A 26,255-nucleotide genomic window follows, 5' to 3' on the forward strand; every position below is an offset into this window, starting at 1 on the left:
GCCCTCACGATACGGGGCCCCGCCGCACCGCGTCCGCGGGATACCTGTTTCCCCGCCCGCGGCAGCCACACCCCAAGGCCACCACACGGTGGGCGCGCACGGCCCGGACACGGGGTCACGCGGGCCCTGCCGCGGCCCGCCGCACGAGGCCGGGCGTGGCACGGCGCGCGGAGGTCAGGCGGGCTTGAAGGTGGCGAAGAGGGTGGCCAGGGTCTGCTGTGTCTCCGGCTTCGACCAGTCCGCGTCCTTGGCCGAGAACATGATTCCGTAGCCCTGGCGGGCGCTCACGACGAAGCCCCGGTCCACCGAGTGGTACTTGGCCCCGCTGTCGTCGTCGAAGGTGAACTCCCAGTCGGCCGCGGGCCAGCCCCGGTAGTCCACCACGGCTATCTTCACCCGCTTGTAGCCCGGCCGCGTCATGGACGACTCCTGGTTCGTCCAGTCCTGCACCGGGTTCGACTTCGGGGTGTCGGTCCAACCGATCAGCAAGCGCTGCCCGTTGGGCCCGGTGAATCGGGCGCCCGCGTCGTCGGTCGTCTTGTACGTCCACCCCGCGGGCAGGCCTATGGAGAAGCCCTGGCTCGACGTGTAGGGCGTGGTGGCGGGGTTGCCCGTGGCCCCGCCCTTGTTGTTGCCGGTACCGGAACCGGTGTCGTCACCGGTGTTGCCGTCGCCCTGCCCGGCCGTGGCCGGGGAGCCGTTGCCCGACGGGGTGGCCCCGTCCGACGACTGCTGGCTGCCGCTTCCCTTCTTGCTGCTCACCGGGGAACCACCGGCGGCGGGACCACTGGACGCCGCCTTGTCGCTCTTCGGCTTGCCCGCGGAATCGTCTCCTCCGCTGAGCGTGATGGCGAGGACCGTGCCGAGTATCGCGAGCGCGGCCACCACGGCGATGATCACCAGGGTGCGGCGCGGCACGACGTCGGTGAGCGGCGCGCGCGGCGGCGGAACCGGACCCGACGACGACCCGGACGACCGCACGGGCACCGCCTTGGAGCGGACGTCCCGGGCCTCCCTGGCGGTCTGCGCCTTCTCCTTGGCCGACGCCTTGGCCTCGGCGGCCGCGTTCCGCACGGACTTGAGGGCGCCCCGCACCCGCTCGGCGGCCGCGTCGGTCTTCGGCTCACCGGGCAGTGGCGGCAGCGGAACGACCCGGGTCGCCTCGGGCGACACCGGCTCGGGCGCGGGCGCCGGGCGCTCGGGCGCGTTCAGCACCTCGGTGAGCAGCTTGCGGGCGGCGGCGTTGTCGAGCCGCTGCGCCGGGTCCTTGGCGAGCAGCCCGTAGATGACCTGCTCCAGCAACGGCCCCGCGTTCTTGGGCGGATCGACCGGCTCGGTCATCACCGCGGTCAGCGTCGCGATCGCCGAGCCCTTGTCGTACGGAGGGACGCCTTCCACGCTCGCGTACAGCAGCCCGCCGAGCGACCAGAGGTCGGCGGCCGGACCGGGCTTGTGGCCGCGGGCCCGCTCGGGCGAGATGTACGAGGGCGCCCCGACCAGCATGCCGGTGGAGGTGATGGAGGGGTCGCCCTCCACCTGGGCGATGCCGAAGTCGGTCAGCACGACCCGGCCGTCCTCGGCGATCAGCACGTTGGACGGCTTCACGTCGCGGTGCAGGATGCCCTCGCGGTGCGCGGAACGCAGTACGTCGAGGATCGCGAGCCCCACCTCGGCGGCCCGGCGGGGCGTCAGCGTCCCGTCCTCACGCACCGCTTCGGCGAGCGACTTGCCTTCGACGAGCTCCATGACGATCCAGGGCCGGTCGTCCTCGTCCACGACGTCGTAGACCGTGACGGCCGCGGTGTTGCGGATCCGGGCGATCGCCTTGGCCTCGCGGAGGGTGCGCGTGATGAGGCGGCGCTTCTCCTCCTCCTCGATGCTGGCGGGGAACCGCAGTTCCTTGACGGCGACGGTGCGTCCGAGCGTCTCGTCGACGGCCCGCCAGACCGTACCCATCCCGCCCCGGCCGAGCACCCCGCCGAGCCGGTACCGCCCCGCGAGCAACCGCCCTTCCCCGCCACCCTTCTTGCCGTCCGCGTCCGCACCGCCTGACCTGTCGTCGGCGGCCGAGGACCGCGAGCCGGACTTCGCCTGAGCAGAGGAAGCGGCAGCCTTGGCGTCCGCCCTGGGGTCGACGGAGGAGCGACCAGCCGGAGAACCCGACTTGGCGTCACCGGCCTGCGGGGTGGGCTTGGCGCCCGTGACGGGCTTGGAGTCCGCCGCCTGAGCGGTCGGCTTGGCATCACTGGCCTGCGGGGTCGGCTTGGAATCGTCGGCCTTCGGGGTCGGCGTCGCGTCCGCTCCCTTGGCCGCCAGCTTGGAATCGTCGGCCTTCGCGGTCGGCTTGGCGTCCGCTCCCCTCGGCGTCGGCTCGGCGTCATCAGCCTTCGCGCTCGGCGAGGCAGCCGCACCCTTAGCCGTCGGCTTGGAATCGTCGGCCTTCGGGGTCGGCGTCGCATCCGCTCCCTTGGCCGCCTGCTTGGAATCGTCGGCCTTTGGCGTCGGCTTGGCGTCCGCTCCCCGCGGCGTCGGCCCGGCGTCATCAGCCTTCGCGCTCGGCGAGGCAGCCGCACACTTGGCCGTCGGCTTGACGTCGTCGGCCTTCGGGGTCGGCTTGGCATCGGAGCTCTGGGAGTCCTGGGGGGCAGGCGCCGACTTGGCCGACGGGGCGGCATCGGCAGACCGGGGGCCCTGCTTGGCCTCGGTCGCAGCTTCCGCGGCACTCGGCTTGGCCTTCGGCGCGGCGGCGTTCCCCTTCGCGTCCTCGCCGTCGGCAACGGTGTCACCGGACTTGGCGACCGGCGTCCTCGGGTCCGGCCTGGCGTCGCGGGCGGCGGCATCCCGCTTCTCACCCGACGCAGCGGCACCGGACTTCGCACCCTGCTTGCCCTTCGGGGCCGCCGCATCCAGCCCGGCCTCCGACGACTCGCCCGCGCCCGGCTTCGTCACCGCGTCATCCGCAGGCGAGGCCGAGCCCGCACCGGGCTCGTGCGCGGGGGTGGGCCGGTCGGCCGGGGCCGCCGCATCCGCCGGGCACCGCCCGGACTTCGTGCCCGCCTCGCCCGTGGTGGACTCCGCGGGCGTCGACGACGCCCCCGGTTCCCGCCGCTCGTCCCGCTGGGGTTCCCGCGACTGCTCCGCCTCCGACATGCGTCCCCTCTGCGATTCCTGATCTTCGCCCGCGCCGGCCTCGGCCCGCGGCCTGCCGCGACCTGCCCTCGTGGAGGCGGCCCGGCTCACCGCTCCGACCTGCTTGTCCTGCCGGGTGACCGACCCGCACCGGAGCCGCTCTCGAACTCGGCGTCCGCGCGAGGCCCGTAACCCGCCCTGGCAGAGCCCCCATTGTCCCTCACGCCAGGACCGGAGATGGTCCCGGGTCCGGCGTCCGCCAACTTGGCTCCGAAGGAAGGGAAGCCCGCCGTGCCGGCACTCCGGGCACCACTCGTCACGGCGCCGGCCAGGACGTCGACCAGGACGCCGACCCGGACACCGTGCGTCGTCGGCACAGCCGCACCACCCGCCGGACCCGCCCCTTCCGCCGCACCGGCCGCTCTGGCCCGACGGCTCACCAACGGCAACGCCCCAGCCGCCGCGCGGCCGGCCGAAGACACGTCCGGCACCCGGTGCGGCACGGCTCGCACCACCCTCGGCGCCGACCCCTTCCGCGCGGGCAGCGTCAGCACGCCCTTCGGGACGACCGTCGTACGCCAGCCCGCTGCGGACGGCAGGCCGGGTCTTGACGACACGACACCGCGGGCCGGTATCCGCCCGGCCCGGCGCGCGGGCACGGCAATGACAACCGCCACCTCACCCTGCGCTCCCTGCTCTCCCACACCAGCGGTCTCTTGAACTACACGGCGGAGACCACCGTTCCGGTTCCGCTCACGCTCGAAGAAGCCGTCCGTATCCGCTCGCCCACTGCCCAGGCCCCCTCGACGCCGAGCGGCCGTCAGACCGTCGCCTTCCCCATCAACACCGGCGATTTCACCACTCCCTCCCCGAACTGGCGCATTCCGCCGCCGAGTTCCGCCCGGCGCCGCCCCGCCTCCCCGTGGCGGCGCCGCACTCGCCGTGTACCCGCGCGCCCGCCCTCAGACCGGTGCGATGTCCGGCGCGCCGAGCCGGGCCGCGTCCGCCGTCAGGTCGTCCGGCTGACGCTGCGACTCGCGCTCCGCCTCCACCCGCTTCTCGTAGTGCTCCACCTCCTTCTCGATCTGCTTGGTGTCCCAGCCGAGCACCGGCCCCATCAGCTCCGCGCACTCCCGGGCCGAGCGCGTGCCCCGGTCGAAGGTCTCGATCGAGATCCGGGTCCGCCGGGTCAGTACGTCGTCGAGGTGCCGGGCCCCCTCGTGCGAGGCGGCGTAGACGATCTCGGCGCGCAGATAGTCGTCCGCCGCGGCGAGCGGCTCGCCGAGCGAGGGATCGGCGGTGATCAGCTCCAGGAGGTCCTCGGCCATCGAGCCGTACCGGTTCAACAGGTGCTCCACGCGCACCACATGGAGGCCGGTCCTCGCCGCGATCCTGGCCCGGGCGTTCCACAGCGCCTTGTACCCCTCGGCGCCGAGCAGCGGGGTGTCCTCGGTGACGCAGGCCGCGACGCGCTGGTCCAGAGCGTGCACCGCCTCGTCGACGGCGTCCTTCGCCATCACCCGGTACGTCGTGTACTTGCCGCCCGCCACGACCACGAGACCCGGCACCGGGTGCGCGACGGTGTGTTCGCGCGAGAGCTTGCTGGTGGCGTCGGACTCCCCGGCGAGCAGCGGGCGCAGACCGGCGTACACACCCTGCACGTCGTCCCGGGTCAGCGGCACCGCGAGCACCGAATTGACGTGTTCGAGCAGGTAGTCGATGTCGGCGCTCGACGCGGCCGGGTGCGCCTTGTCGAGGTCCCAGTCGGTGTCGGTGGTGCCGACGATCCAGTGCCGCCCCCAGGGGATGACGAAGAGGACGGACTTCTCGGTCCGCAGGATCAGCCCGGTATTCGAATGGATCCGGTCCTTGGGCACCACCAGGTGGATGCCCTTCGAGGCCCGTACATGGAACTGCCCCCTCTCCCCGATCAGCGCCTGGGTGTCGTCGGTCCACACCCCTGTCGCGTTCACGACCTGCTTGGCGCGGATCTCGTACTCCCCGCCCGCTTCTCCGTCCTGCACCCTGGCACCGACCACGCGTTCGCCCTCGCGCAGGAAGCCCACCACCCGGGCCCGGTTGGCGACCTGTGCGCCGTACGAGGCCGCGGTGCGCACCAGCGTGGTCACATAGCGGGCGTCGTCCATCTGCGCGTCGTAGTACTGCAAGGCCCCGACCAGCGCGTCCTTCTTCAACGCGGGGGCCACGCGCAGCGCGTGGCGCCGGCTCAGGTGACGGTGTGTCGGCAGCCCTCTGCCGTGCCCGGACGACACGGACATCGCGTCGTAGAGCGCCACGCCCGATCCGGCGTAGAGCCGCTCCCAGCCCTTGTGCTGCAAGGGGTAGAGGAACGGGACCGGTTTCACCAGGTGCGGGGCGAGCCGTTCGAGGAGCAGCCCGCGCTCCTTGAGGGCTTCGCGCACGAGGGCGAAGTCGAGCATCTCCAGATAGCGCAGCCCGCCGTGGATCAGCTTGCTGGAGCGGCTGGACGTGCCCGACGCCCAGTCCCGCGCCTCGACCAGGCCGGTGGTCAGGCCCCGGGTCGCCGCGTCGAGGGCCGTGCCCGCTCCGACCACCCCCGCGCCCACGACCAGCACGTCCAGCTCGCGTTCGGCCATGGCGGCGAGCGCCTGTGCGCGCTGCTCGGGTCCCAGTGTCGCTGTCCTCACGGCTTGCCTCCCGTTGATCGGGGTGATCCCGCAGACCGGGTGGTCTGGCTCACAACCTCGATTCTGGACGGGACCACCGACATCGGCCACCGCCTGTGGACAACACTCGGGTTGCCTCGGCCTCCCAATGCCGCAAAACAGTCATATTTCCTCTTAGTCTGACATTCCGCACGCTCATTCTGTCCACAGGGCTTGCGCTCCATGTCCCCTCCGGCTAAGGGAAAGGACGGTCACATGCCCGCAGACCTCGCCGTCATCGGACTCGGCCACCTGGGCCTGCCCCTCGCCCAAGCCGCCGTCGCCGCCGGCATCCAGACCGTCGGCCACGACACGGATCCGCGGGCCGTCGCGGAACTCAACGCCGGGCGCACCCCCCTCGACGGCTCCCTCACCCCCGCCGACCTGCGCCGGATGCTCGCGGGCGGCTTCCACACCACGACCGATCCGGCCGAGCTCGGCCGGGTGCGTACCGCCGTCATCTGCGCCCCGACCGCGCTCGGCCCCGACCGCTCCCTCGACCTCGGCGCGGTCGCCGCGGCCGCCCGCGCGCTGGCCGGGCGGCTGCGGCCGCACACCACCGTCATCCTGGAGTCGGCCGGACACCCCGGCACCACCGAGGAGTTCCTGCGCCCCCTGCTCGAAGAGGGCTCGGGCCTGCGAGCGGGGCGCGACTTCCACCTCGCCTACTCCCCCAGCCGCACCGACCCCGGCAACCGCACCCACACGTTCGCCGCGACCCCGAAGGTCATCGGCGGGCTCACCCCGGCCTGCACGGAGTCGGCCGCCGCGTTCTACGGCCGCCTCACCGACAAGGTGGTCCGCGCCCGGGGGCTGCGCGAGGCCGAGATGTCCCAGCTCCTCGAAACCAACTTCCGGCACGTCAACATCGCCCTGGTCAACGAAATGGCCGTGCTCTGCCACGACATGGGCATCGACTTCTGGGACGTCATCCGCTGCTCGGAGACCAAGCCGTTCGGCTTCCAGGCCTTCCGGCCCGGCCCGGGTGTCGGCGGCCACGGCATCCCGCTCGATCCGGCCCCGCTGCCGTACGCGGGCCTGCGCATGGTCGGCCTCGCCCGCGAGATCAACGCGCACATGCCGAGCTACGTCATCCAGCGCTCCACCACGCTCCTGAACGAGCACGGCAAGTCGGCCCGCGGCGCCCGCGTCCTGCTGCTCGGCGTGACCTACAAGCCCGACTCGGCCGACCAGGCGGGCTCCCCCGCCCACGAGATCGCCGGGCGCCTGATGGACCTGGGCGCGCAGATCACGTACCACGACCCGCATGTCCCCACCTGGCGCGTGCACGACCAGCCGGTGCCGCGCGCGGACTCGCTCTACGAGGCGGCCGCCCACGCCGACCTGACGGTGCTGCTCCAGCACCACCGCACGTACGACCTCCAGGGCCTCGCGGTCAAGGCGCAGCTCCTCCTGGACACGCGTGGCGCGACCCCGGCGGGGGCCGCGCACCGGCTGTGAAAAGCCTGTGGGCGCGCGGTCTCGCGGCTGCTAACCTGCGGCGTTCACTTGTCGCACAGTCGTGCGTTTTCGTCCCAGGGGGGACCATCCATGAGCCAGCCCGTCACGCCGCCACCTCAGCCCGCCGGCCCGCAGCCGGAGTTCGGATACCCGGCGGCCCCCGTCGCCCCGACGCCGCCGCGGCGCGGCAACCTGGTGGCGGGCGCGCTCGCGGGCTTCGCGGCCGCCGTCGTCACCGGCCTGGCCTACGGCCTGATCACCGGCTCCATCGAGCGGCAGTTCGGCTACGCGGCCTTCGGCATCGGCTTCGCGGTGGCCATCGCGGCCTTCAAGGCCGGCGGGCGCAGCTTCTGGCTCTTCGTGATCTCGGCGCCCCTGGCGGTGGGCGCCACCTTCTTCGGGCAGCTGCTCGCGGTCGCGATGATCGAGACCAAGGACACGGCCGAGTCGGTCACCGACGCGTTCCTCAGCCACTTCGGCCTGCTGCTCGACGCGTGGTCCTCCGACCAGAGCATCCTGCGGTACGCCTTCCTCGTACTCGCCGTCGTCGGCGCCTGGGCGGGGGCCAGCCGCGCGACCGAGTAACGGCCAGATGAGGAAGGGCCCGTACCGCTCGTCGCGGTACGGGCCCTTCCTCATCTGCGCGCCCCCGACCCTGTGCGGGCGGGACGCGGCGCGAACCTCAGCGCTTGTGCTGGGCGTCCGCCACCGTGACCTCGACCCGCTGGAACTCCTTGAGCTCGCTGTAGCCGGTCGTCGCCATCGAGCGGCGCAGGGCGCCGAACAGGTTCATCGAACCGTCCGGGGTGTGCGAGGGACCGGTGAGGATCTCCTCGGTGGTGCCGACGATGCCCAGGTCGACGAGCTTGCCGCGCGGCACGTCCTCGTGGACGGCCTCCATGCCCCAGTGGTGGCCCTTGCCGGGCGCGTCCGTGGCGCGGGCCAGCGGGGAGCCCATCATCACCGCGTCGGCGCCGCAGGCGACGGCCTTCGGGATGTCGCCGGACCAGCCCACGCCGCCGTCCGCGATGACGTGCACGTAGCGGCCGCCGGACTCGTCCATGTAGTCGCGGCGGGCCGCGGCCACATCGGCGACGGCGGTGGCCATCGGGACCTGGATGCCGAGCACGTTGCGCGTGGTGTGCGCGGCGCCGCCGCCGAAGCCCACCAGGACGCCGGCCGCGCCGGTGCGCATCAGGTGCAGGGCGGCGGTGTACGTGGCGCAGCCGCCGACGATGACCGGGACGTCCAGCTCGTAGATGAACTGCTTCAGGTTCAGCGGCTCCGCGGCGCCCGAGACGTGCTCGGCCGAGACGGTGGTGCCGCGGATGACGAAGATGTCGACCCCCGCGTCCACGACCGCCTTGGAGAACTGGGCGGTGCGCTGCGGGGAGAGCGCGGCGGCGGTGACCACACCGGAGTCGCGCACCTCCTTGATGCGCTGCCCGATCAGCTCCTCCTTGATCGGCGCCGCGTAGATCTCCTGGAGGCGGCGGCTCGCGGTGGCCTCGTCCAGCTGGGCGATCTCGTCGAGCAGCGGCTGCGGGTCCTCGTACCGGGTCCACAGACCCTCGAGGTTCAGCACGCCGAGGCCGCCGAGCTCGCCGATGCGGATCGCCGTCTGCGGCGAGACCACGGAGTCCATGGGGGCGGCCAGGAAGGGCAGCTCGAAACGGTAGGCGTCGATCTGCCAGGCGATCGAGACCTCCTTCGGGTCCCGGGTGCGCCGGCTCGGGACGATGGCGATGTCGTCGAACGCGTACGCCCTGCGGCCGCGCTTGCCGCGCCCGATCTCGATCTCAGTCACGTTGTGTGGGCCTTTCCCTCTACGTCTGCATGCTCCAGTATCCCCGACATACGAGCGAGGGGCGGCCCCGGGAACTCCGGGGCCGCCCCTCGTCGGGTGCTGCGGACTTACTTCCTGCTGTAGTTCGGCGCCTCGACGGTCATCTGGATGTCGTGCGGGTGGCTCTCCTTGAGGCCCGCCGAGGTGATCCGGACGAACTTGCCGTTCTGCTGGAGCTCCGGGACGGTGCGGCCGCCGACGTAGAACATCGACTGGCGCAGACCGCCGACGAGCTGGTGGACGACCGCCGAGAGCGGGCCGCGGTAGGGCACCTGGCCCTCGATGCCCTCGGGGATCAGCTTGTCGTCGGTGGACACGGTCTCCTGGAAGTACCGGTCCTTGGAGAACGAACGCTGCTCGCCGCGGGACTGCATCGCGCCGAGCGAGCCCATGCCGCGGTACGACTTGAACTGCTTGCCGTTGATGAAGAGCAGCTCGCCCGGGGACTCCTCGCAGCCCGCGAGCAGCGAGCCGAGCATCACCGTGTCGGCGCCCGCGACCAGGGCCTTGGCGATGTCGCCGGAGTACTGCAGGCCGCCGTCGCCGATGACCGGGACGCCCGCGGCCTTGGCGGCGAGCGAGGCCTCGTAGATCGCGGTGACCTGCGGGACGCCGATGCCGGCGACCACACGGGTGGTGCAGATGGAGCCGGGGCCGACACCGACCTTGATGCCGTCGACGCCCGAGTCGATGAGCGCCTGGGCGCCGTCGCGGGTGGCGATGTTGCCGCCGATGAGGTCGACGCCCGACGAGTTCGACTTGATCTTGGCGACCATGTCGCCGACCAGGCGGGAGTGGCCGTGCGCGGTGTCGACCACGATGAAGTCGACACCGGCGGCGATCAGCGCCTGGGCGCGCTCGTAGGCGTCGCCCGCGACACCGACGGCCGCGCCGACGAGCAGCCGGCCGTCCTTGTCCTTGGCGGCGTTGGGGTACTTCTCGGCCTTGACGAAGTCCTTGACCGTGATGAGGCCCTTGAGGATGCCCTGGTCGTCGACCAGCGGCAGCTTCTCGATCTTGTGGCGGCGCAGCAGCTCCATGGCGTCCACGCCGGAGATGCCGACCTTGCCGGTGACCAGCGGCATCGGCGTCATGACCTCGCGCACCTGGCGGCTGCGGTCCGACTCGAAGGCCATGTCGCGGTTGGTGACGATGCCGAGCAGCTTGCCCGCCGAGTCGGTGACCGGGACGCCGCTGATGCGGAACTTGGCGCACAGCTCGTCGGCCTCGCGCAGCGTCGCGTCCGGGTGCACCGTGATCGGGTCGGTGACCATGCCGGACTCGGAGCGCTTCACCAGGTCGACCTGGTTGGCCTGGTCCTCGATGGAGAGGTTGCGGTGCAGCACACCGGCGCCGCCCTGACGGGCCATGGCGATGGCCATGCGCGCCTCGGTGACCTTGTCCATGGCCGCCGACAGCAGCGGGACGTTCACCTTGACGTTCTTGGAGAGGTACGAGGAGGTGTCGATCTGGTCGGGCGCCATGTCGGACGCGCCCGGCAGCAGCAGCACGTCGTCGTATGTCAGCCCGAGCGTCGCGAACTTCTCGGGCACTCCGTCGACGTTTGCAGTCATGACACCTTCCCCAATGGCCTTGATCGGTGCGGATGTCCATGCTAACGGGCTGTTCGGGTGTCTCATTCCACGAGCAAGATCATCGCGATTCTTTGTACGTTCGCACGTGGGCCGCGCGGGATCGGCACACCCGTCACCTGCCCGGGGCCGCGCCTACTGCTCGGCGAGGGCCCGCAGCCTGCTCAGGGCGCGGTGCTGGGCGACCCGGACCGCGCCCGGCGACATGCCGAGCATCTGGCCGGTCTCCTCGGCGGTGAGGCCGACGGCGACCCGCAAAACCAGGAGCTCGCGCTGGTTCTCGGGAAGGTTGGCGAGCAGCTTCTTGGCCCATTCCGCGTCGCTGCTGAGCAGCGCGCGCTCCTCGGGGCCGAGCGAGTCGTCGGGCCGCTCCGGCATCTCGTCGGACGGCACGGCGGTCGAACCGGGGTGGCGCATCGCCGCGCGCTGGAGGTCGGCGACCTTGTGCGAGGCGATGGCGAAGACGAAGGCCTCGAAGGGGCGCCCGGTGTCGCGGTAGCGCGGCAGCGCCATCAGAACGGCGACGCAGACCTCCTGCGCGAGGTCCTCGACGAAGTGGCGAGCATCACCCGGCAGCCGGTTGAGCCGGGTGCGGCAGTAGCGCAGCGCGAGCGGGTGGACATGCGCGAGCAGATCGTGCGTCGCCTGCTCGTCGCCGTCGACAGCACGGTGGACGAGTGCACCGATGACCCCGTGGGCCGAAGCCTCGTCGTCGCGCATCGATCCATGGTGCCCCGGCGCCGCCCCGTCCGCGGCACCGCGTCCGTAGTTGTGCACCGAAGCGTTATGAGCGGGTGCGCCGGAACTCATCCCCTGCACCCCCCTCCCGCTCGACCGACCTGTCCCCGAGGAACTCCACACCTACAAGGATGCGGCATCGCGGCGGAAGCAACACCTACTGCTGCCGTTCGCGGGGCGACCGGGCCCGTCCGCCCGCGAGCGGACGGGGCTCCGACCGGCTGTCGCACCTGCCGTCAGCGCACCAGGCCCCAGCGGAAACCGAGCGCGACGGCGTGCGCCCGGTCCGAGGCGCCGAGCTTCTTGAACAGCCGTCGGGCATGCGTCTTGACCGTGTCCTCGGAGAGGAACAGCTCGCGGCCGATCTCGGCGTTGGAGCGGCCGTGGCTCATGCCTTCGAGCACCTGGATCTCACGCGCGGTGAGCGTCGGCGCCGCACCCATCTCGGCCGAGCGCAGCCTGCGCGGCGCGAGCCGCCAGGTCGGGTCGGCGAGCGCCTGGGTGACGGTCGCGCGCAGCTCGGCGCGCGAGGCGTCCTTGTGCAGGTAGCCGCGGGCCCCGGCGGCGACCGCGAGCGCGACCCCGTCGAGATCCTCGGCGACCGTGAGCATGATGATCCGGGCGCCCGGATCGGCGGACAGCAGCCGACGGACGGTCTCCACACCGCCCAGACCGGGCATGCGTACGTCCATCAGAATCAGGTCCGAGCGGTCGGCACCCCAGCGGCGGAGGACTTCCTCGCCGTTGGCCGCCGTCGTCACACGCTCGACGCCGGGCACGGTCGCAACCGCGCGGCGGAGCGCCTCGCGGGCAAGCGGGGAGTCGTCGCAGACGAGGACTGATGTCATGGCCGCCCTCCGCAGCTGATGCGCGTCACCTTGAGCCTCCAGGCTGGGTACATGTGTCACCTGTGCGATTGACGCTCTCGGACACCTGCCCGAGCGCTTGTTCTTTCAATCGCCTCCGCACTCTCAACGACGGTCACTCGAAAGAGTTACGGGTCCGGCGGGCACGTTCGGCACTCTACGTGAGGAAGCGCACACACAGGAGAGTCTCACCGGCCGCCGGTCCAACTTTCTGGACTATGCCCCATTTAGCGGCTTTTCTTCCCTTTTGCTGGTGTCTGCGGCTAGATTCCCAATGAGTCATATTTACATCTACTTACACAGGAGATGTACCTTCGTCGGTACCTACGTTTCGGATGAGCCTCCGCGCGCACCCGTCCTGTACCGGCCCGCCCATCCGCCTCAGCACGGTTTCAAGGGGACAAGAGCAATGGCAGATTTCTCCCGCCTTCCCGGACCGAACGCCGATCTGTGGGACTGGCAGCTCCTCGCGGCCTGCCGTGGGGTCGACAGCTCGCTCTTCTTCCACCCGGAGGGCGAGCGCGGCGCGGCACGGAGCGCGCGCGAGAGTTCGGCGAAAGAGGTGTGCATGCGCTGCCCGGTGCGTGCGCAGTGCGCGGCTCACGCCCTGGCGGTCCGGGAGCCCTACGGCGTGTGGGGCGGCCTCACCGAGGACGAGCGCGAAGAGCTCATGGGCAGGGCGCGCAACCGTCTGGTGACGGCCGCCGCCCCCGCCGGGGGCCCTTCCTGAGCGACGTCGGTCGGACCGGATCAGAAGAAACGTTCCTGCCCCGTTTGGCCCAGCCCCGCCGACAGAGCCTCGTCGGGCCGCGTTCTCTCGGTCGCGCGTTCCCTCAGTCGCGCGCGGCGGCCCTGGCGAGCTGATCCAGGGTGGCCGCGACGGCCGGGACCTGCGCCAGGTCGGGCAGGGTGAGCGCGACGATCTCGCGCTCGACGGCGGGCTCGACCGTGACCGTGCGCGCACCCTTGGGCCGTACGGACTCGATCGCGAGCTCCGGCAGCACCGCGACCCCGAGCCCCGCGCCCACCAGGCCGATCACCGCCGGGTAGTCATCGGTCGCGAAGTCGATGCGCGGGGTGAACCCGGACTCCTCGCAGACCTCCACCAGTTGGCGCCGGCAGCGCGGGCAGCCCGCGATCCACGGCTCGTCGGCGAGGTCCCTGATGGCGACGGTGCCCGCCTCGGCCAGCGGGTGCCCCTCGGACACCAGGCCGACCAGGCGGTCGACGAGCAGCGGGCGCACCACCAGGTCGTCCCACTCGGTGGCGTTCGAGCCGTAACGGAAGGCCAGCGCGATGTCGCAGTCGCCCTCGCGCAGCATCTCCACCGAGCGCGGCGGCTCGGCCTCCACCAGCGAGACCCGGGTGCCGGGGTGGGCGGCGCGCAGGGCGGCGAGCGCGGTCGGCACGAGCGTGGAGGAGCCGCTCGGGAAGGAGACCAGGCGCACCCGGCCGGCCCGCAGTCCCGCGATGGCGGCGACCTCCTCCTCCGCGGCGGTCAGCCCGGCGAGGATGCCCGCGGCGTGCCGGACCAGCACCTCGCCGGCCTGGGTCAGGCGCATCTCGCGGCCGGTGCGGATCAGCAGCGGGGTGCCCGCGGACGATTCGAGGGCCTTCATCTGCTGGCTGACGGCGGGCTGGGTGCAGCCCAGCTCGCGGGCCGCCGCCGAGAAGGAGCCGGTGGCGGCGACGGCGCGCAGGACGCGGAGATGACGGGCCTCGATCATTTTCCAATCATAAGCGAATCTTGGAGAGCGGAGCTAAAATTCGGTCGCCACTTTGAGTCCGCCTCGGTTAGCTTGCGCCCATGGAGCTTCTGTCTGTGAACCTGGGCCGCGCGAAGGCCGTCGACTACACCGACGCCGAGGGCGGCGTCACCGGCATCGACAAGCGGCCGGTGACCGGCGCGGTCCGCGTCTTCGCCCCGGGCCCCAAGGGCGTGGGCGCCAGCGGCGTGGAGGGCGACGACGTGTGCGACCTGCGCCACCACGGCGGCGACCACCAGGCGGTCTACGCCTACGCCCGCGAGGACCTGGACGTCTGGGCGCGGGAGCTCGGCCGCGAGCTGCCCAACGGCGCGTTCGGCGAGAACCTCACGACGTACGGGGTCGACGTGAACGGCGCCCGGATCGGCGAGCGCTGGCGGATAGGCCGGGACGTGGTCCTCGAAGTCGCCTCCGGACGCATCCCCTGCCGCACGTTCGGCGGCTGGCTCGACCAGAAGGGCTGGGTCCGGCGGTTCACCCGGGCGGCCGTCCCGGGAGCGTACCTGCGCGTGATCGAACCGGGCGAGATCCGTGCGGGCGACGCCGTCGAGGTGATCGAACGGCCGGATCACGAAGTGTCGGTGGCCTTCTGGTTCCGGGCCATCACGACCGAGCGGACCCTGCTGCCGCGCACCCTGGCCGCGGGCGACGCCCTGGACCCCGAGGCGCGGGAAGCCGTACGGAAGTACCTGGCCCGGCAGGGCGCTTAGGTGCCGGTTCCGGGACGCTTCTCCCGAGGATCTGCACAAGCTCCCGACAAGACCCTGACAAGTCCCCGAAGGACTGTCGTTCTTGGGTCGGTTCATGGTGGTCGGGGCGGGTCGCACGGCCGGACGGGGGCGGTCACCGGGCGGCCACCGGGGGCATTAACGTGCGCCTATGACGACTGCACTGATTACGGGAGCGACGGCGGGCATCGGCGCCGCGTTCGCGCGGCGCCTCGCGGCCGACGGGCACGATCTGGTGCTGGTGGCCCGGGACGCCAAGCGGCTGAGCGAGCAGGCCACCGAGCTGCACGACCGGCACGGCATCGAGGCCGAGGTGCTGACCGCCGACCTGTCCACGGAGGACGGGATCGCCGCGGTCGAGGCGCGGCTCTCGCAGCCGAGGCAGCCGGTCGACCTCCTGGTCAACAACGCGGGGTTCGGCAACAAGGGCCGCTATCTCGAAGTGTCGATGGCGGACGAGCTGACCATGATCAAGGTGCACGTCGAGGCGGTGCTGCGCCTCACCTCGGCGGCGACCGCGACGATGCGCGAGCGCGGGCGCGGCGGGGTCGTCAACGTGGCCTCGGTCGCCGCGTTCGTACCGCGCGGCACCTACGGCGCGTCCAAGGCGTGGGTCGTGCAGTTCACCCAGGGCGCGGCCCGTGACCTCGCGGGGTCGGGGGTGCGCCTGATGGCGCTGTGCCCCGGGTTCGTGCGGACCGAGTTCCACCAGCGGGCCGGCATGGGCACCGACAACATTCCGGGCTGGCTGTGGCTGGACGCCGACAAGCTCGTGGCGGCCGCGCTGACCGACCTCGCGCGCGGCAAGTCGCTGTCCATCCCCGACCCGCGCTACAAGGCGCTGATGGGCGCGGTGAAGCTGGCGCCGCGCGGTCTGCTCGGCGGGATCACCTCCAGGACGGGCCGCAAGTACGGCCCGAAGTGAGCCGCTTGAGCCCGCGTCCGCGCCGCGTCCGCCCGGGTGCGGGACGAGTCACCTCCGCGCCGGGGACATGAGGGTCGCGACGGAGCGGCGTGGTCTCACCCGTCCTCCGTACGGACGGACGGGGACGCGGAGTCGAGCACGAGTCGGCGGGTGGTTCCGTCCCGCCAGGTCACCCGGACGGTGTGGCCGGTGACCCGTACGTCGGCGAGGGTGTGGAGCGGGCCCGGGTCCGGCTGCGCGGTGAGGGAGGCGAGCGCGACGAAGAGCGAAGGGTCCGTACCGGTCGCTCCGTGCAGCGCGAGGACGGCCGAGTCCGCGCCGAACAGGGTTGATCCGCCCGGCAGTTGGCGGGCTTTCGCCGGGTAGCCGTGCACGGGGTGCAGCTGGGCGGTGCGGCCCGGCGTGGCGGCCCAGCCGGTCTGGCGCACGGGGGTGCCGGGGGCGGCGCCAGTGACGAGGTGCGCGCGGAGTTCGGCACGGCCGTGCGCCAGGGTGACCGAGACGATCCGCACGCCGGGCGGGCCCGGCCGGGGCTCGGACACGGAGGCCGCCCAGCCGGGGCCGCTGCCGAGCGGGACGGCGGGGCCCCTGGTGGTGGCCCGCCCCTCGACGAGCGGCCCGAAGTGGTTGTCGGGCACCCCGTCGAAGGTGGGCCCGGTGCCGGTCGAGTAGGCGAAGCGGGAGTACCAGGGGTCCTCGTCCGCGCCGCCGTCGATGTGGTGGTCGCTGCCGTGGTTGTGGAGGCGGACCAGGCCGTCCGCGGCCGTCGACTGGACCAGCAGGTTGGGCGGGCCGAGGGGCACGGCGGCGTCCTCGGTCTCGGCGGGCAGCGGCTCCTCGACGTCCGTCCATACGGGGTGCCCGGGCGGCAGCAGCAGGCCGAGGTAGCCCTTGGCCGCCCAGTAAGGGGAGGCCGGGCCCGAGTAGTGCTGGACCGCCGGCGGGTACGGCCCGTGCCAGCCCAGGGTGAGCAGCCCGGCGGCGTCGGTCGCGCCCCGGCCCTCGGGGCGGTCCAGGAAGTACTTCAGGGTGCCCGAGGCAAGGCGGCGGGTGGCGCCCGGGCTGAGCGGGGTGTGGCCGGTGAGCGCGCCGAGCCAGGGCGCGGCCGCGGCGGCGAAGCGGTAGGTCAGCGAGCGGCCGTACGGCATCGGGGCGCCGTCGGCCCCGAACAGGCGGGCGTGGGCGTCGAGTTGGGCGTGCAGCCGGGGGCCGTAACGGTCCAGGAGTTCCCGGTCGCCGCCGAGGTGGGCGTGCAGCACGGGATAGAAGTGGAGGGCCCAGGCGTTGTAGTGGTCGAAGGCGCGGTGGGGGCCGTCGCTGTACCAGCCGTCGCCGAGGTACCACTGGTCGACGCGTTCCAGGGCGCGCTCGATGGTGGCGGCGGCGCGGTCGGTCTCGATGCCCACGTCCTGGAGGAACCCGGCGACGGTGAGGCCGAACAGCCACCAGTTGTTGTCGACCGGCGACGGGCCGAGGGCGGGCAGCAGCCAGTCGACGGTCCGCCGACGGGTGCGATCGTCGAGCTTGTCCCACAGCCAGGGGCGGGTGAGGCGCAGGCCGAGGGCGACGGAGGCCGCCTCGACGATCGCCTGCCGCACCCGGGTGGTCAGCGGCCAGGCGTCGGGAGACGCCGGGCTCAACTCGGCCGTGGCGACGGGCCGTTGGGTGCCTGCCGCGAGCCCCTCGGCGTACCGGTCGAGGTGGCCGTGCGGGTCCTCGCCCCCGGCTCCGGCCACGCGAAGGGCGGCGAGCAGCAAGGTGCGGGCATAGCCTTCGAGACCGTCCGAGCGCGGCCCCGACCAACTGGGCCGGGCGCCGGGGAGGTTGATCAGGCCCAGGCCGGGCGAGGCGTGCGGCCGCACGGCCAGCAGGAGGTCGTCCGCCGACCGCTCCCAGTGCTCGCGGGTCCAGCCGGTGTACGGGCTGAGCTCACGGTTCTCGGACGCGCTGGGCATGATGCTCCCCTGAGGACGGCGGCGGAGGGCGGCGCCCGCCGGAACCCGGCCGGACCGGAGCGGGGTCCCGTCGGAGCCGCCCGGAGTTCCGCGCGCCCCGCCCCGAACGGCGCGGCTCGTGCCGGGTGGCTTCGCCAGTGCAGAGACCGTCGTGGTCGGGGCCCGCTCGGTCCGGGAAATCCCTGGGAACTTAAAGCTCTGCTTGATCGAACGTCAATGGATCGGACCGAATGATCGAAACTCTCGTCGTTCGATCACGGTGCATTAGGGTCGTGGCCCACCGGGCCACCACATCGCGAAGGGGCTGCCGCCGTGCGGGAAAGCGCTGCTGAACGTCATGACCGACTGCTGGGGCTGGTGCGCGGGCGCGGCTCGGCCCGGGTCTCGGAGCTCGCCGCGCAGTTGGGCGTCTCACCGGTCACCGTGCGCCGGGACGTGGAGCTCCTGGCGAACGAGGGGCGCCTGGACCGGGTGCACGGTTCGGTGTCCTGGCCGGGTGCCGGGGAGGGCGCCGCGCGGCCCGGTCCGTCCCAGGGCGCCGACGCCCGCGAGCTCGTCATCGGCATGCTGGCGCCGAACGCCACGTACTACTTCGCCGAGGTCATCAGGGGTGCGCACGAGGCGGCCGCCGCCGCGGGGGCGCGCCTGATCCTGCGGATCTCGGACTACCGGCCGCAGGAGGACGCGGGCCGGGCGGCCGGGCTGCTCGCGGCCGGGGCCGAGGGGCTGCTGATCGCGCCGGGCTGGAAGGAGCCCGACGACCCGGTCGAGCACGGAGCCTGGATCGCCGGGCTGCCGGTGCCGACCGTGCTCCTGGAGCGGCGCGGGGCGCCCGGCCGGGAGCTGGACGACCTGGACCGGGTCTGCTCCGACCACAGCCACGGCGTGCTCCTCGCGGTGCGCCATCTGCTCGGACTCGGGCAAGCGACGCCGCTGCTCGTGGCCCGCGCCGACAGCCCCACCGCGATCGCGGTGCGCGCCGGATACCGGTACGCGCTCGACGCCCTCGGCCTGGAGCCGCCGCTCCCCGCGATCGGTTCGGTCTCGGCCGAGGCGGACCCGGCCGGGTTCGAGCGGGCCGTGCGGGCGCTGCGCGCCGCGGTGCTGGCCGGGCAGGCCTCCGCGGCGCTCGTGCACAACGACGTGGACGCGATCCGGATCGTGCAGCGCCTGGCCGAACTCGGCGTGCGGGTGCCGGACGACCTGGCGCTCGTCGCGTACGACGACGAGGTGGCGGCGCTCGCGGACATCCCGCTCACCGCGGTCGCGCCGCCCAAGCACGAGGTCGGGCGGTACGCCGCCGAGCTGTTGATCGAGCGGCTGCGCGCCGGGGGCGCGGGCGGCGGCGAGGCGGCGCCGCGGCGCCATGTCGACCTGCTGCCGCGGCTGCGCGTACGGGCCTCGTGCGGGGCGCCGTCCGACACCGTGCGGGGTTCGGTGGCCGCCCGGGCCTGAGCCGCGCCGGTGTTCCCGGGCGGGCGGCGACCGGTCCGCCCATCGGGAAGCCCCGGCGACCGTTCACACTTTCTCTGATCTTTTTTCGATCAATCGAACTTTCGCTCTTGACTTCGGTCAGCGCTGGGCCAAGGATCGCGGCCATCGCCTCGTCCCCTCACGTTCAGGAGCCGTTCCGTGAGCCGCAGTTGGACCAGATCGACCTCCGCCCTCGTCGGCACCGCCACCGCTCTCGCCGTGCTCACGGCCTGCGGTGGCGGGGGCGGCACGTCGGGCGACGCGGGCAAGGGCACCGCCGACAAGCCCGTCACCCTCACGTTCTGGGCCTGGCAGAAGGGCTCCAAGGACGTGGTGGACGCCTTCAACGCCTCCCACAAGAACATCCGGGTGAAGTTCGAGCAGATACCCTCCGGCAACGCCGGCGGCTACGCCAAGATCTCCAACGCGGTGAAGGCCGGCAACGCCCCCGACCTCGTCACCGTCGAGTACCCGATGCTCCCGGAGTTCGTCAGCCAGGGCTCGTTCCAGGACATCAGCAAGTACGTCACCGACGACGTGAAGAAGCGGTTCCTGCCGCAGTCGGTCCAGCAGACCACGCTCGGCGGCAAGAACTGGGCGATCCCCTTCGACGCCGCACCCCAGGCGTACTTCTACCGCAAGGACTTCTTCGAGAAGAACAAGATCGAAGTGCCCAGGACCTGGGCCGAGTTCAAGGCGGCCGCCCAGAAGGCCAAGGCCGCCGACCCCAAGGCCCGCATCGGCACCTTCTTCCCCGACGACCCCACCACCTTCGAGGCGATGGCCTGGCAGGCCGGCGCCCAGTGGTTCAAGGCCGACGGCGACACCTGGAAGCTCAACACCGCCGACGCCGCCACCAACAAGGTGGCCGACTACTGGCAGGGCCTGATCGACGACAAGCTCGTCCAGAACGCGGTCTCCTTCAGCCCCGAGTGGACGGCCTCCCTCAAGGACGGCTCCACCGTCGGCTACCTCGGCGCCTCGTGGGCCGCGGGCGTCCTCAAGGGCACCGTGCCCGACCAGAGCGGCAAGTGGGCCGTCGCCCCCGTGCCCAGCTGGGACGGCAAGCCGGCCAGCGGCATGCTCGGCGGCTCCACCTGGGCCGTGACCAAGGGCAGTTCGAAGACCGCGGCGGCCGTCGAGTTCGCCACCTGGATGTCGACCACCGAGGCGGGCGTCGACGCACGCATCAAGTCCGGTACGTCGAGCGCCTTCCCCGCCGACATCGCGCTGCGCCCCGCCGCCAAGAAGGCCTTCGACGCGAGCTTCTACACCGGCCAGGACATCTACCAGCTCTTCGACGCCGCGGGCGCCTCGATCAACGCCAACTGGGGCTGGGGCCCGAGCATGGGCACCACCAACACCACGCTCAAGGACCAGCTCGGCAAGGTCGCCGGCGGCTCCGTGAAGATCACGGACGCCATCCGGGCCGCCCATGACGCCACGGTGACCGAGCTGAAGAAGCGCGGCCTGAAGGTCGAGGGCTGACCACCATGAGGACGAAGCGGCGTCCCCCGGGACCCACCGGACCAGGAGGCACGGCCCCCGGCGCACGGCCCCCCGGCGGCGCGGGCGGTGACCATGCGGCCGTGACCGACGGCGACGGCCCGGCGGCCGGACGCGCCGGGCCGCCCGGACCGGCCCACCGGGCACCCCGCGGAGCCCGGGCCCGTACCGGCGCCGCGGCGGGGGTGCTCCTCACCCCGTTCTTCGTCCTGTTCACGGCCGTGACGGTGGTGCCGATCGGGTACGCGCTCTGGCTGAGCCTGTTCACCGAGAAGCAGTCGGGGCTCGGCTTCGGCGGCGCCACGTCCGTGTTCAGCGGGCTCGACAACTACACGGCGGCGCTGAGCGACCGGGCCTTCCGGGAGGGCTTCTGGGTGCTGGCCGGCTACTGCGTCGTCTACATCCCGCTGATGGTCGGCGGCGCCCTCGCGCTCGCGCTGCTGCTCGACTCGGCGCTGGCCCGCGCCCGCCGCTTCTTCCAGTTGGCGCTGTTCCTGCCGCACGCCGTGCCCGGCATCATCGCGGCCCTCGTGTGGGTCTACCTCTACACCCCGGGCCTCAGCCCCGTCGTGAAGGCCCTGAACTCCGGCGGCATCGGCTTCGACTTCTTCTCCTCCGGCGGCACGCTCCCCTCCGTCGTCAACATCGCGCTGTGGGAATGGCTCGGCTACAACATGGTCATCTTCTACGCGGCGCTCCAGGCCATCGACCGCTCCGTCCTGGAGGCGGCCACCATGGACGGCGCCGGTGAGTGGCGCACCGCGTTCGGCATCAAACTCCCGCTGATCCGGGCCTCGTTGACGATGGTGGCGCTCTTCACCGTCATCGGCTCGCTCCAGCTCTTCACCGAACCGCTGATCCTCAACCAGGGCGGCAGCTCCACGGTCACCACCACCTGGACGCCCAACATGTACGCCTACACCGCCGCGTTCAACCGCAACGACTACGGCCTCGCCGCCGCCTCGGCCGTACTCCTCGCGCTCGCCGCCGCCCTGCTCTCCTTCGTCGTCACCCGCCTCACCAACCGGAAGGGGGCCACGGCATGACCTCCCCCACCGCCACCGAAGCAGCGACCTCCACCGCGCCGGGTGGCGCCGGGCACACCGCGCCCGCCGGTCCGTCGCGTACCGGAGCGGCCCGCCGGGCGCCCAGCCGCTGGCTGTCCAGGACCGCCGTCAACGGCGCGCTGCTGCTGTCCGTCCTCTACACGCTGTTCCCCCTGGTCTGGCTGGTCACGGCCGCCACCAAGGACACCGGCGGCCTGCTGTCCGGCGAGGCCTTCTCCTTCAAGGGCTTCGACCTGGGCCACAACCTGTCGCAGCTCGCCTCGTACAACGACGGCGTCTACTTCCGCTGGTACCTCAACTCCCTTCTGTACGCGGGCGGCGGCGCCGCCGTCTGCGCGCTGGTCAGCGTCGCCGCGGGGTACGCCTTCGACAAGTACGCCTTCCGGGGCAAGGAGAAGCTGTTCGGCGTCGTGCTGCTCGGCGTGCTCGTGCCGACCACGGCGCTCGCCCTGCCGATGTATCTCCTGGCGAGCAAGGTCGGCCTGGTCAACACGTACTGGTCGGTGCTCATCCCCGTTCTGGTCAATCCGTTCGGGGTCTATCTGTCCCGGGTGTTCAGCGCGAGCTACATCCCCGACGAGGCCCTGGAGGCCGCCCGTATCGACGGGGCGGGCGAGCTGCGCACCTTCTGGTCGATCGGTCTGCGCATGGTGATGCCGGGCTTCGTGACCGTCTTCCTCTTCCAGTTCACCGCGATCTGGAACAACTTCTTCCTCCCCCTGGTCATGCTCAGCGACCAGAAGCTCTTCCCGCTGAGCCTCGGCCTGTACGCCTGGAACAGCAACACCCATGCCGAGCCGGGCTACTACCCTCTCGTCGTCACCGGCTCGCTCCTCGCCGTCGTCCCCCTGATCGTCGCCTTCGTCTCCCTCCAGCGGCACTGGAAGGCCGGGCTCGCCGCAGGCAGCGTCAAATGACCGGCCCGGACACCCCGTTACCCCCGGCCCAGCGCCTCGTGAGGAGCCCGCGTCCCACCATGCACCACACCACTGACAACCGGCCCGCTCTGCTGCTCGCGATGGGTCCCGGCATCGCGGACCGCCTCCTGGCCGAGCGCCACCGCACCCGGCTCGCCGCCCTCGCCCGCACGGACCCGCACCTGGTCGCCCACGACCTCGCCCGCCCCACCCCACCGGTGGCCGCCGCCCTCGCCGAGGCCGAGGTCCTGCTCACCTGCTGGGGCGCTCCCCCGCTGACCGCGGACGTCCTGGCCGCGGCCCCGAAGCTGCGCGCCGTGGTCCACGCCGCGGGCTCCGTCAAGCACCACGTCACCGACGCCTGCTGGGAACGCGGCATCGCGGTGACCTCGGCCGCCGCCGCCAACGCCCTGCCGGTCGCCGAGTACACGCTGGCCGCGATCCTGTTCGCGGGCAAGGACGTGCTGGGCTCCGCGCAGCGCTACGCCGAGCTGCGCACCGCCCCCGAGTGGCTGGGCGAGGGCGACCGCACCGGCAACTACCGGCGCACCGTCGGCCTGGTCGGCGCCTCCCGCGTCGGACGCCGGGTGATCGAGCTGCTGCGCCCCTTCGACTTCGAGGTCCTGCTGTACGACCCGTACATGAGCGCCGCCGAGGCCGCCACGCTCGGCGTCGCGTCCGTGCCCCTGGACGATCTGTGCGCCCGCGCGGGAATCGTCTCCGTGCACGCGCCGCAGCTGCCCGAGACGTACCGCATGATCGGCGCGCGCCAGCTGGCCCTGATGCCGACGGGCGCCACCCTGATCAACACCGCGCGCGGCTCCCTGGTGGACGAGCCCGCCCTGCTCGCCGAGCTGCTCTCGGGCCGCCTGAACGCCGTGCTCGACGTGACCGACCCCGAACTCCCGCCCCGCGAGAGCCCGTTGTACGACCTGCCCAACGTGCTGCTCACCCCGCACATCGCGGGCTCGCTCGGCAACGAGCTGCACCGCATGGCGGACCAGGCGCTGGACGAGGTGGAGCGGTTCGCGGCCGGGGTGCCGTTCGCGCACCCCGTGCTTCCGGCGGCGCTGCACCACTCGGCATGAGCCGTCCCCCCTCGGAATAAAGCGGGCAAAGCTCACTAAAATGGAGGTGTCCCGCCCCGAGCCAGCCGGGAGGAGCCATGACATTCACGCAGGTGATCGACTTCAGGACCGAGCGGTTCAGAGACGTGGACCGGCTCATGGACCAGTGGGTCGCACAGACCCAGGGCAGGCGGACCGCCTCCCACAGCGTGGTGGGCAAGGACCGCTCCAACGCCTCCCACTATGTGGAGATCATCGAATTCCCCTCGTACGAGGAGGCGATGGCGAACTCCGACCTCCCCGAGACCAACCGGATCTTCGCGGAGATGGTGGCGCTCTGCGACGGCATGCCCACCTTCACGGACCTCGATGTGGTGCGCAACGACCAGTTGAACGCTTCAACCGCCCGCCGGTTCTTCCACGAGATCGCCTCGGGAGGCAACCTCGACGCCATCGGTGAGGTGTTCGCGGACGACTACGCCGACCACGACATCCTCAAGGAGCAGGACACGGTCGTCGGCTCCGACGGGATCCGCCGCGACGTCGCCGGATGGCGGTCGGCCTTCGACTTCGCCTTCGAACTCGACCGGCAGATCTGCGAGGGCGACGACGTGGTGACGCTGTGGACCCTGAACGGCACCCACACCGGTGACTTCCGGGGTGTCCCGGCCACCGGCCGGCGGGTCAGCATGACCGGCACCACGATCTTCCGGTTCCGGAACGACAGGATCCAGGAAGGCTGGTGGCACTACGACGCCCTGAAGCTGATGAGGCAGCTGGGCCTGGGGGGCTGAGCGGCCGGGCCCCTCCCGCAACGGGGAAGGCCCCCGCCCCGCCGATGGCGGGAGCGGGGGCCTTCGCACGTGGTGCGGGCCTGACGGCGTACGACGTCAGTGGGAGTGGCCGTGACCGTGGCCGTGACCGGCCTCGGCCTCCTCCTCGGCCGGCTTCTCGACGACCAGGGTCTCGGTCGTGAGCAGCAGGGAGGCGATGGAGGCGGCGTTCTCCAGGGCGGAGCGGGTGACCTTGACCGGGTCGATGACGCCGGCCTTGACCAGGTCGCCGTACTCGCCGGTGGCGGCGTTGAAGCCGAAGCCCTTGTCCAGCTCGCTCACCTTGGAGGTGATGACGTAGCCCTCGAGACCGGCGTTCTCGGCGATCCAGCGCAGCGGCTCGACGACGGCGCGGCGGACGACCGCGACACCGGTGGCCTCGTCGCCGGACTTGTCGAGGTTGCCCTCCAGGACCTTGGCGGCGTGCACCAGGGCGGAGCCACCACCGGAGACGATGCCCTCCTCGACCGCGGCGCGGGTCGCGGAGATGGCGTCCTCCAGACGGTGCTTGCGCTCCTTGAGCTCGACCTCGGTGGCGGCACCGACCTTGATCACGCACACGCCGCCGGCCAGCTTCGCGAGGCGCTCCTGGAGCTTCTCGCGGTCCCAGTCGGAGTCCGTGGCCTCGATCTCGGCCTTGATCTGGTTGACGCGGCCCTCGACGTCGGCGCTGTTGCCGCCGCCGTCGACGATCGTGGTGTCGTCCTTGGTGATGGTGACGCGGCGCGCGGTGCCGAGCACCTCGAGACCGGCCTGGTCCAGCTTGAGGCCGACCTCTTCGGCGATGACGGTCGCACCGGTGAGGGTGGCGATGTCCTGGAGCATGGCCTTGCGGCGGTCGCCGAAGCCCGGGGCCTTGACGGCCACGGCGTTGAACGTGCCGCGGATCTTGTTGACGACCAGGGTGGAGAGCGCCTCGCCCTCGACGTCCTCGGCGATGATCAGGAGCGGCTTGGAGGCGCCGGCCTGGATGACCTTCTCCAGGAGCGGCAGCAGGTCCTGGATCGAGGAGATCTTGCCCTGGTTGATCAGGATGTACGGGTCGTCGAGGACGGCCTCCATACGCTCCTGGTCGGTGACCATGTAGTGCGAGAGGTAGCCCTTGTCGAAGGCCATGCCCTCGGTGAACTCCAGCTCCACACCGAAGGTGTTGGACTCCTCGACGGTGATGACACCGTCCTTGCCGACCTTGTCCATGGCCTCGGCGATGAGCTCGCCGATCTGCTTGTCCTGGGCGGACAGCGCGGCGACGGCGGCGATGTCGGTCTTGTCCTCGATGGGACGGGCGGTCGCGAGGAGCTCGTCGGAGACGGCCTTGACCGCGGCGTCGATGCCCTTCTTCAGGGCGGCCGGGGAAGCACCGGCGGCGACGTTGCGCAGACCCTCGCGGACCAGCGCCTGGGCCAGCACGGTCGCGGTGGTGGTGCCGTCACCCGCGATGTCGTTGGTCTTGGTCGCCACCTCCTTGACGAGCTGGGCGCCCAGGTTCTCGTACGGGTCGTCGAGCTCGACCTCGCGCGCGATGGTGACACCGTCGTTGGTGATGGTGGGGGCGCCGAACTTCTTGTCGATGACGACGTTGCGGCCCTTGGGGCCGATCGTCACCTTGACGGTGTCGGCAAGCTTGTTGACGCCGCGCTCAAGGGCGCGACGGGCGTCCTCGTCGAACTTCAGGATCTTCGCCATGGGAGCGGTTCAG

20 protein-coding genes are annotated in these 26,255 nt (G+C 71.9%); 11 read left to right on the top strand and 9 right to left on the bottom strand.

The features are described 5' to 3' along the window. Positions 1 to 174: 174 nt before the first annotated feature. Both AC07F3_RS35905 and AC07F3_RS35910 read right to left on the bottom strand, forming a co-directional pair. Complete coding sequence (locus AC07F3_RS35905) at positions 175 to 2,004, bottom strand: serine/threonine-protein kinase (RefSeq protein WP_479119001.1); 1,830 nt, start codon at positions 2,002 to 2,004, stop codon at positions 175 to 177. Positions 2,005 to 4,091: 2,087 nt separating this feature from the next. Further along, complete coding sequence (locus tag AC07F3_RS35910) at positions 4,092 to 5,798, bottom strand: glycerol-3-phosphate dehydrogenase/oxidase (RefSeq protein WP_479118919.1); 1,707 nt, start codon at positions 5,796 to 5,798, stop codon at positions 4,092 to 4,094. Positions 5,799 to 6,032: 234 nt separating this feature from the next. Between AC07F3_RS35910 and AC07F3_RS35915 the strand changes: the two genes are divergently transcribed. Then, positions 6,033 to 7,277, top strand: coding sequence for a nucleotide sugar dehydrogenase (locus AC07F3_RS35915; protein WP_479118920.1), 1,245 nt, complete (start codon positions 6,033 to 6,035; stop codon positions 7,275 to 7,277). A 90-nt stretch (positions 7,278 to 7,367) separates the two neighbouring features. Continuing rightward, a complete protein-coding gene (locus AC07F3_RS35920) occupies positions 7,368 to 7,862 on the top strand; it encodes a hypothetical protein (protein WP_479118921.1) in 495 nt (164 codons plus the stop codon). Positions 7,863 to 7,959: 97 nt separating this feature from the next. Here the strand turns inward: AC07F3_RS35920 and AC07F3_RS35925 are convergent, their stop codons facing one another. The 4 genes from AC07F3_RS35925 to AC07F3_RS35940 form a co-directional block, all read right to left on the bottom strand. Further along, positions 7,960 to 9,084 (bottom strand): GuaB3 family IMP dehydrogenase-related protein, encoded by a 1,125-nt coding sequence (locus AC07F3_RS35925; protein ID WP_114037138.1) that lies wholly within the window; start codon positions 9,082 to 9,084, stop codon positions 7,960 to 7,962. A gap of 107 nt (positions 9,085 to 9,191) precedes the next feature. Beyond that, on the bottom strand, positions 9,192 to 10,697 hold the full coding sequence (gene guaB / locus AC07F3_RS35930; RefSeq protein ID WP_479118922.1) for an IMP dehydrogenase: 1,506 nt from the start codon (positions 10,695 to 10,697) through the stop codon (positions 9,192 to 9,194). 153 nt (positions 10,698 to 10,850) lie between these two features. After that, a complete protein-coding gene (locus AC07F3_RS35935; protein ID WP_479118923.1) occupies positions 10,851 to 11,435 on the bottom strand; it encodes a sigma-70 family RNA polymerase sigma factor in 585 nt (194 codons plus the stop codon). A 254-nt stretch (positions 11,436 to 11,689) separates the two neighbouring features. Further along, the gene (locus tag AC07F3_RS35940; protein WP_003948568.1) at positions 11,690 to 12,301 is read right to left on the bottom strand and encodes a response regulator transcription factor; all 612 of its coding nucleotides are present in this window, start codon (positions 12,299 to 12,301) and stop codon (positions 11,690 to 11,692) included. 427 nt (positions 12,302 to 12,728) lie between these two features. On the opposite strand from AC07F3_RS35940, the gene AC07F3_RS35945 reads away from it, so the two are divergent. Further along, positions 12,729 to 13,049: a WhiB family transcriptional regulator gene (locus AC07F3_RS35945; protein ID WP_114037141.1), complete on the top strand. Its 321-nt coding sequence runs from the start codon at positions 12,729 to 12,731 to the stop codon at positions 13,047 to 13,049. 103 nt (positions 13,050 to 13,152) lie between these two features. Here AC07F3_RS35945 and AC07F3_RS35950 read toward each other — a convergent pair whose 3' ends face one another. Further along, entirely contained in the window at positions 13,153 to 14,046 is an 894-nt protein-coding gene (locus AC07F3_RS35950; protein WP_479118924.1) for a LysR family transcriptional regulator, read from the bottom strand. An 80-nt stretch (positions 14,047 to 14,126) separates the two neighbouring features. Here AC07F3_RS35950 and AC07F3_RS35955 point away from each other — a divergent pair, with 80 nt between their 5' ends. Both AC07F3_RS35955 and AC07F3_RS35960 read left to right on the top strand, forming a co-directional pair. Next, positions 14,127 to 14,795, top strand: coding sequence for an MOSC domain-containing protein (locus tag AC07F3_RS35955; protein ID WP_479118926.1), 669 nt, complete (start codon positions 14,127 to 14,129; stop codon positions 14,793 to 14,795). A gap of 169 nt (positions 14,796 to 14,964) precedes the next feature. Then, positions 14,965 to 15,738, top strand: a complete 774-nt coding sequence (locus tag AC07F3_RS35960; protein ID WP_479118928.1) for an SDR family NAD(P)-dependent oxidoreductase — start codon at positions 14,965 to 14,967, stop codon at positions 15,736 to 15,738. 95 nt (positions 15,739 to 15,833) lie between these two features. Here the strand turns inward: AC07F3_RS35960 and AC07F3_RS35965 are convergent, their stop codons facing one another. Continuing rightward, positions 15,834 to 17,693, bottom strand: a complete 1,860-nt coding sequence (locus AC07F3_RS35965; RefSeq protein ID WP_479118930.1) for a DUF2264 domain-containing protein — start codon at positions 17,691 to 17,693, stop codon at positions 15,834 to 15,836. A gap of 312 nt (positions 17,694 to 18,005) precedes the next feature. On the opposite strand from AC07F3_RS35965, the gene AC07F3_RS35970 reads away from it, so the two are divergent. The 6 genes from AC07F3_RS35970 (at position 18,006) to AC07F3_RS35995 (ending at position 24,517) form a co-directional block, all read left to right on the top strand. Then, a complete protein-coding gene (locus AC07F3_RS35970; RefSeq protein ID WP_479118931.1) occupies positions 18,006 to 19,148 on the top strand; it encodes a substrate-binding domain-containing protein in 1,143 nt (380 codons plus the stop codon). Positions 19,149 to 19,325: 177 nt separating this feature from the next. Further along, positions 19,326 to 20,654 carry an ABC transporter substrate-binding protein gene (locus tag AC07F3_RS35975; protein WP_479118933.1) on the top strand — a complete coding sequence of 443 codons (1,329 nt, stop codon included), beginning with the start codon at positions 19,326 to 19,328 and terminating at the stop codon, positions 20,652 to 20,654. 101 nt (positions 20,655 to 20,755) lie between these two features. Then, complete coding sequence (locus AC07F3_RS35980) at positions 20,756 to 21,718, top strand: carbohydrate ABC transporter permease (protein WP_479118935.1); 963 nt, start codon at positions 20,756 to 20,758, stop codon at positions 21,716 to 21,718. After that, positions 21,715 to 22,656: a carbohydrate ABC transporter permease gene (locus AC07F3_RS35985; protein ID WP_479118937.1), complete on the top strand. Its 942-nt coding sequence runs from the start codon at positions 21,715 to 21,717 to the stop codon at positions 22,654 to 22,656. The genes AC07F3_RS35980 and AC07F3_RS35985 overlap by 4 nt, the downstream gene beginning before the upstream one ends. A 59-nt stretch (positions 22,657 to 22,715) precedes the next feature. Then, complete coding sequence (locus tag AC07F3_RS35990; protein ID WP_479118939.1) at positions 22,716 to 23,744, top strand: hydroxyacid dehydrogenase; 1,029 nt, start codon at positions 22,716 to 22,718, stop codon at positions 23,742 to 23,744. Positions 23,745 to 23,821: 77 nt separating this feature from the next. Continuing rightward, positions 23,822 to 24,517, top strand: coding sequence for an ester cyclase (locus AC07F3_RS35995; RefSeq protein WP_479118941.1), 696 nt, complete (start codon positions 23,822 to 23,824; stop codon positions 24,515 to 24,517). Positions 24,518 to 24,613: 96 nt separating this feature from the next. Here the strand turns inward: AC07F3_RS35995 and groL are convergent, their stop codons facing one another. Next, complete coding sequence (groL, locus tag AC07F3_RS36000) at positions 24,614 to 26,242, bottom strand: chaperonin GroEL (RefSeq protein WP_479118942.1); 1,629 nt, start codon at positions 26,240 to 26,242, stop codon at positions 24,614 to 24,616. Positions 26,243 to 26,255: the final 13 nt, after the last annotated feature.

This window comes from Streptomyces sp. NPDC045846, from assembly GCF_056431605.1.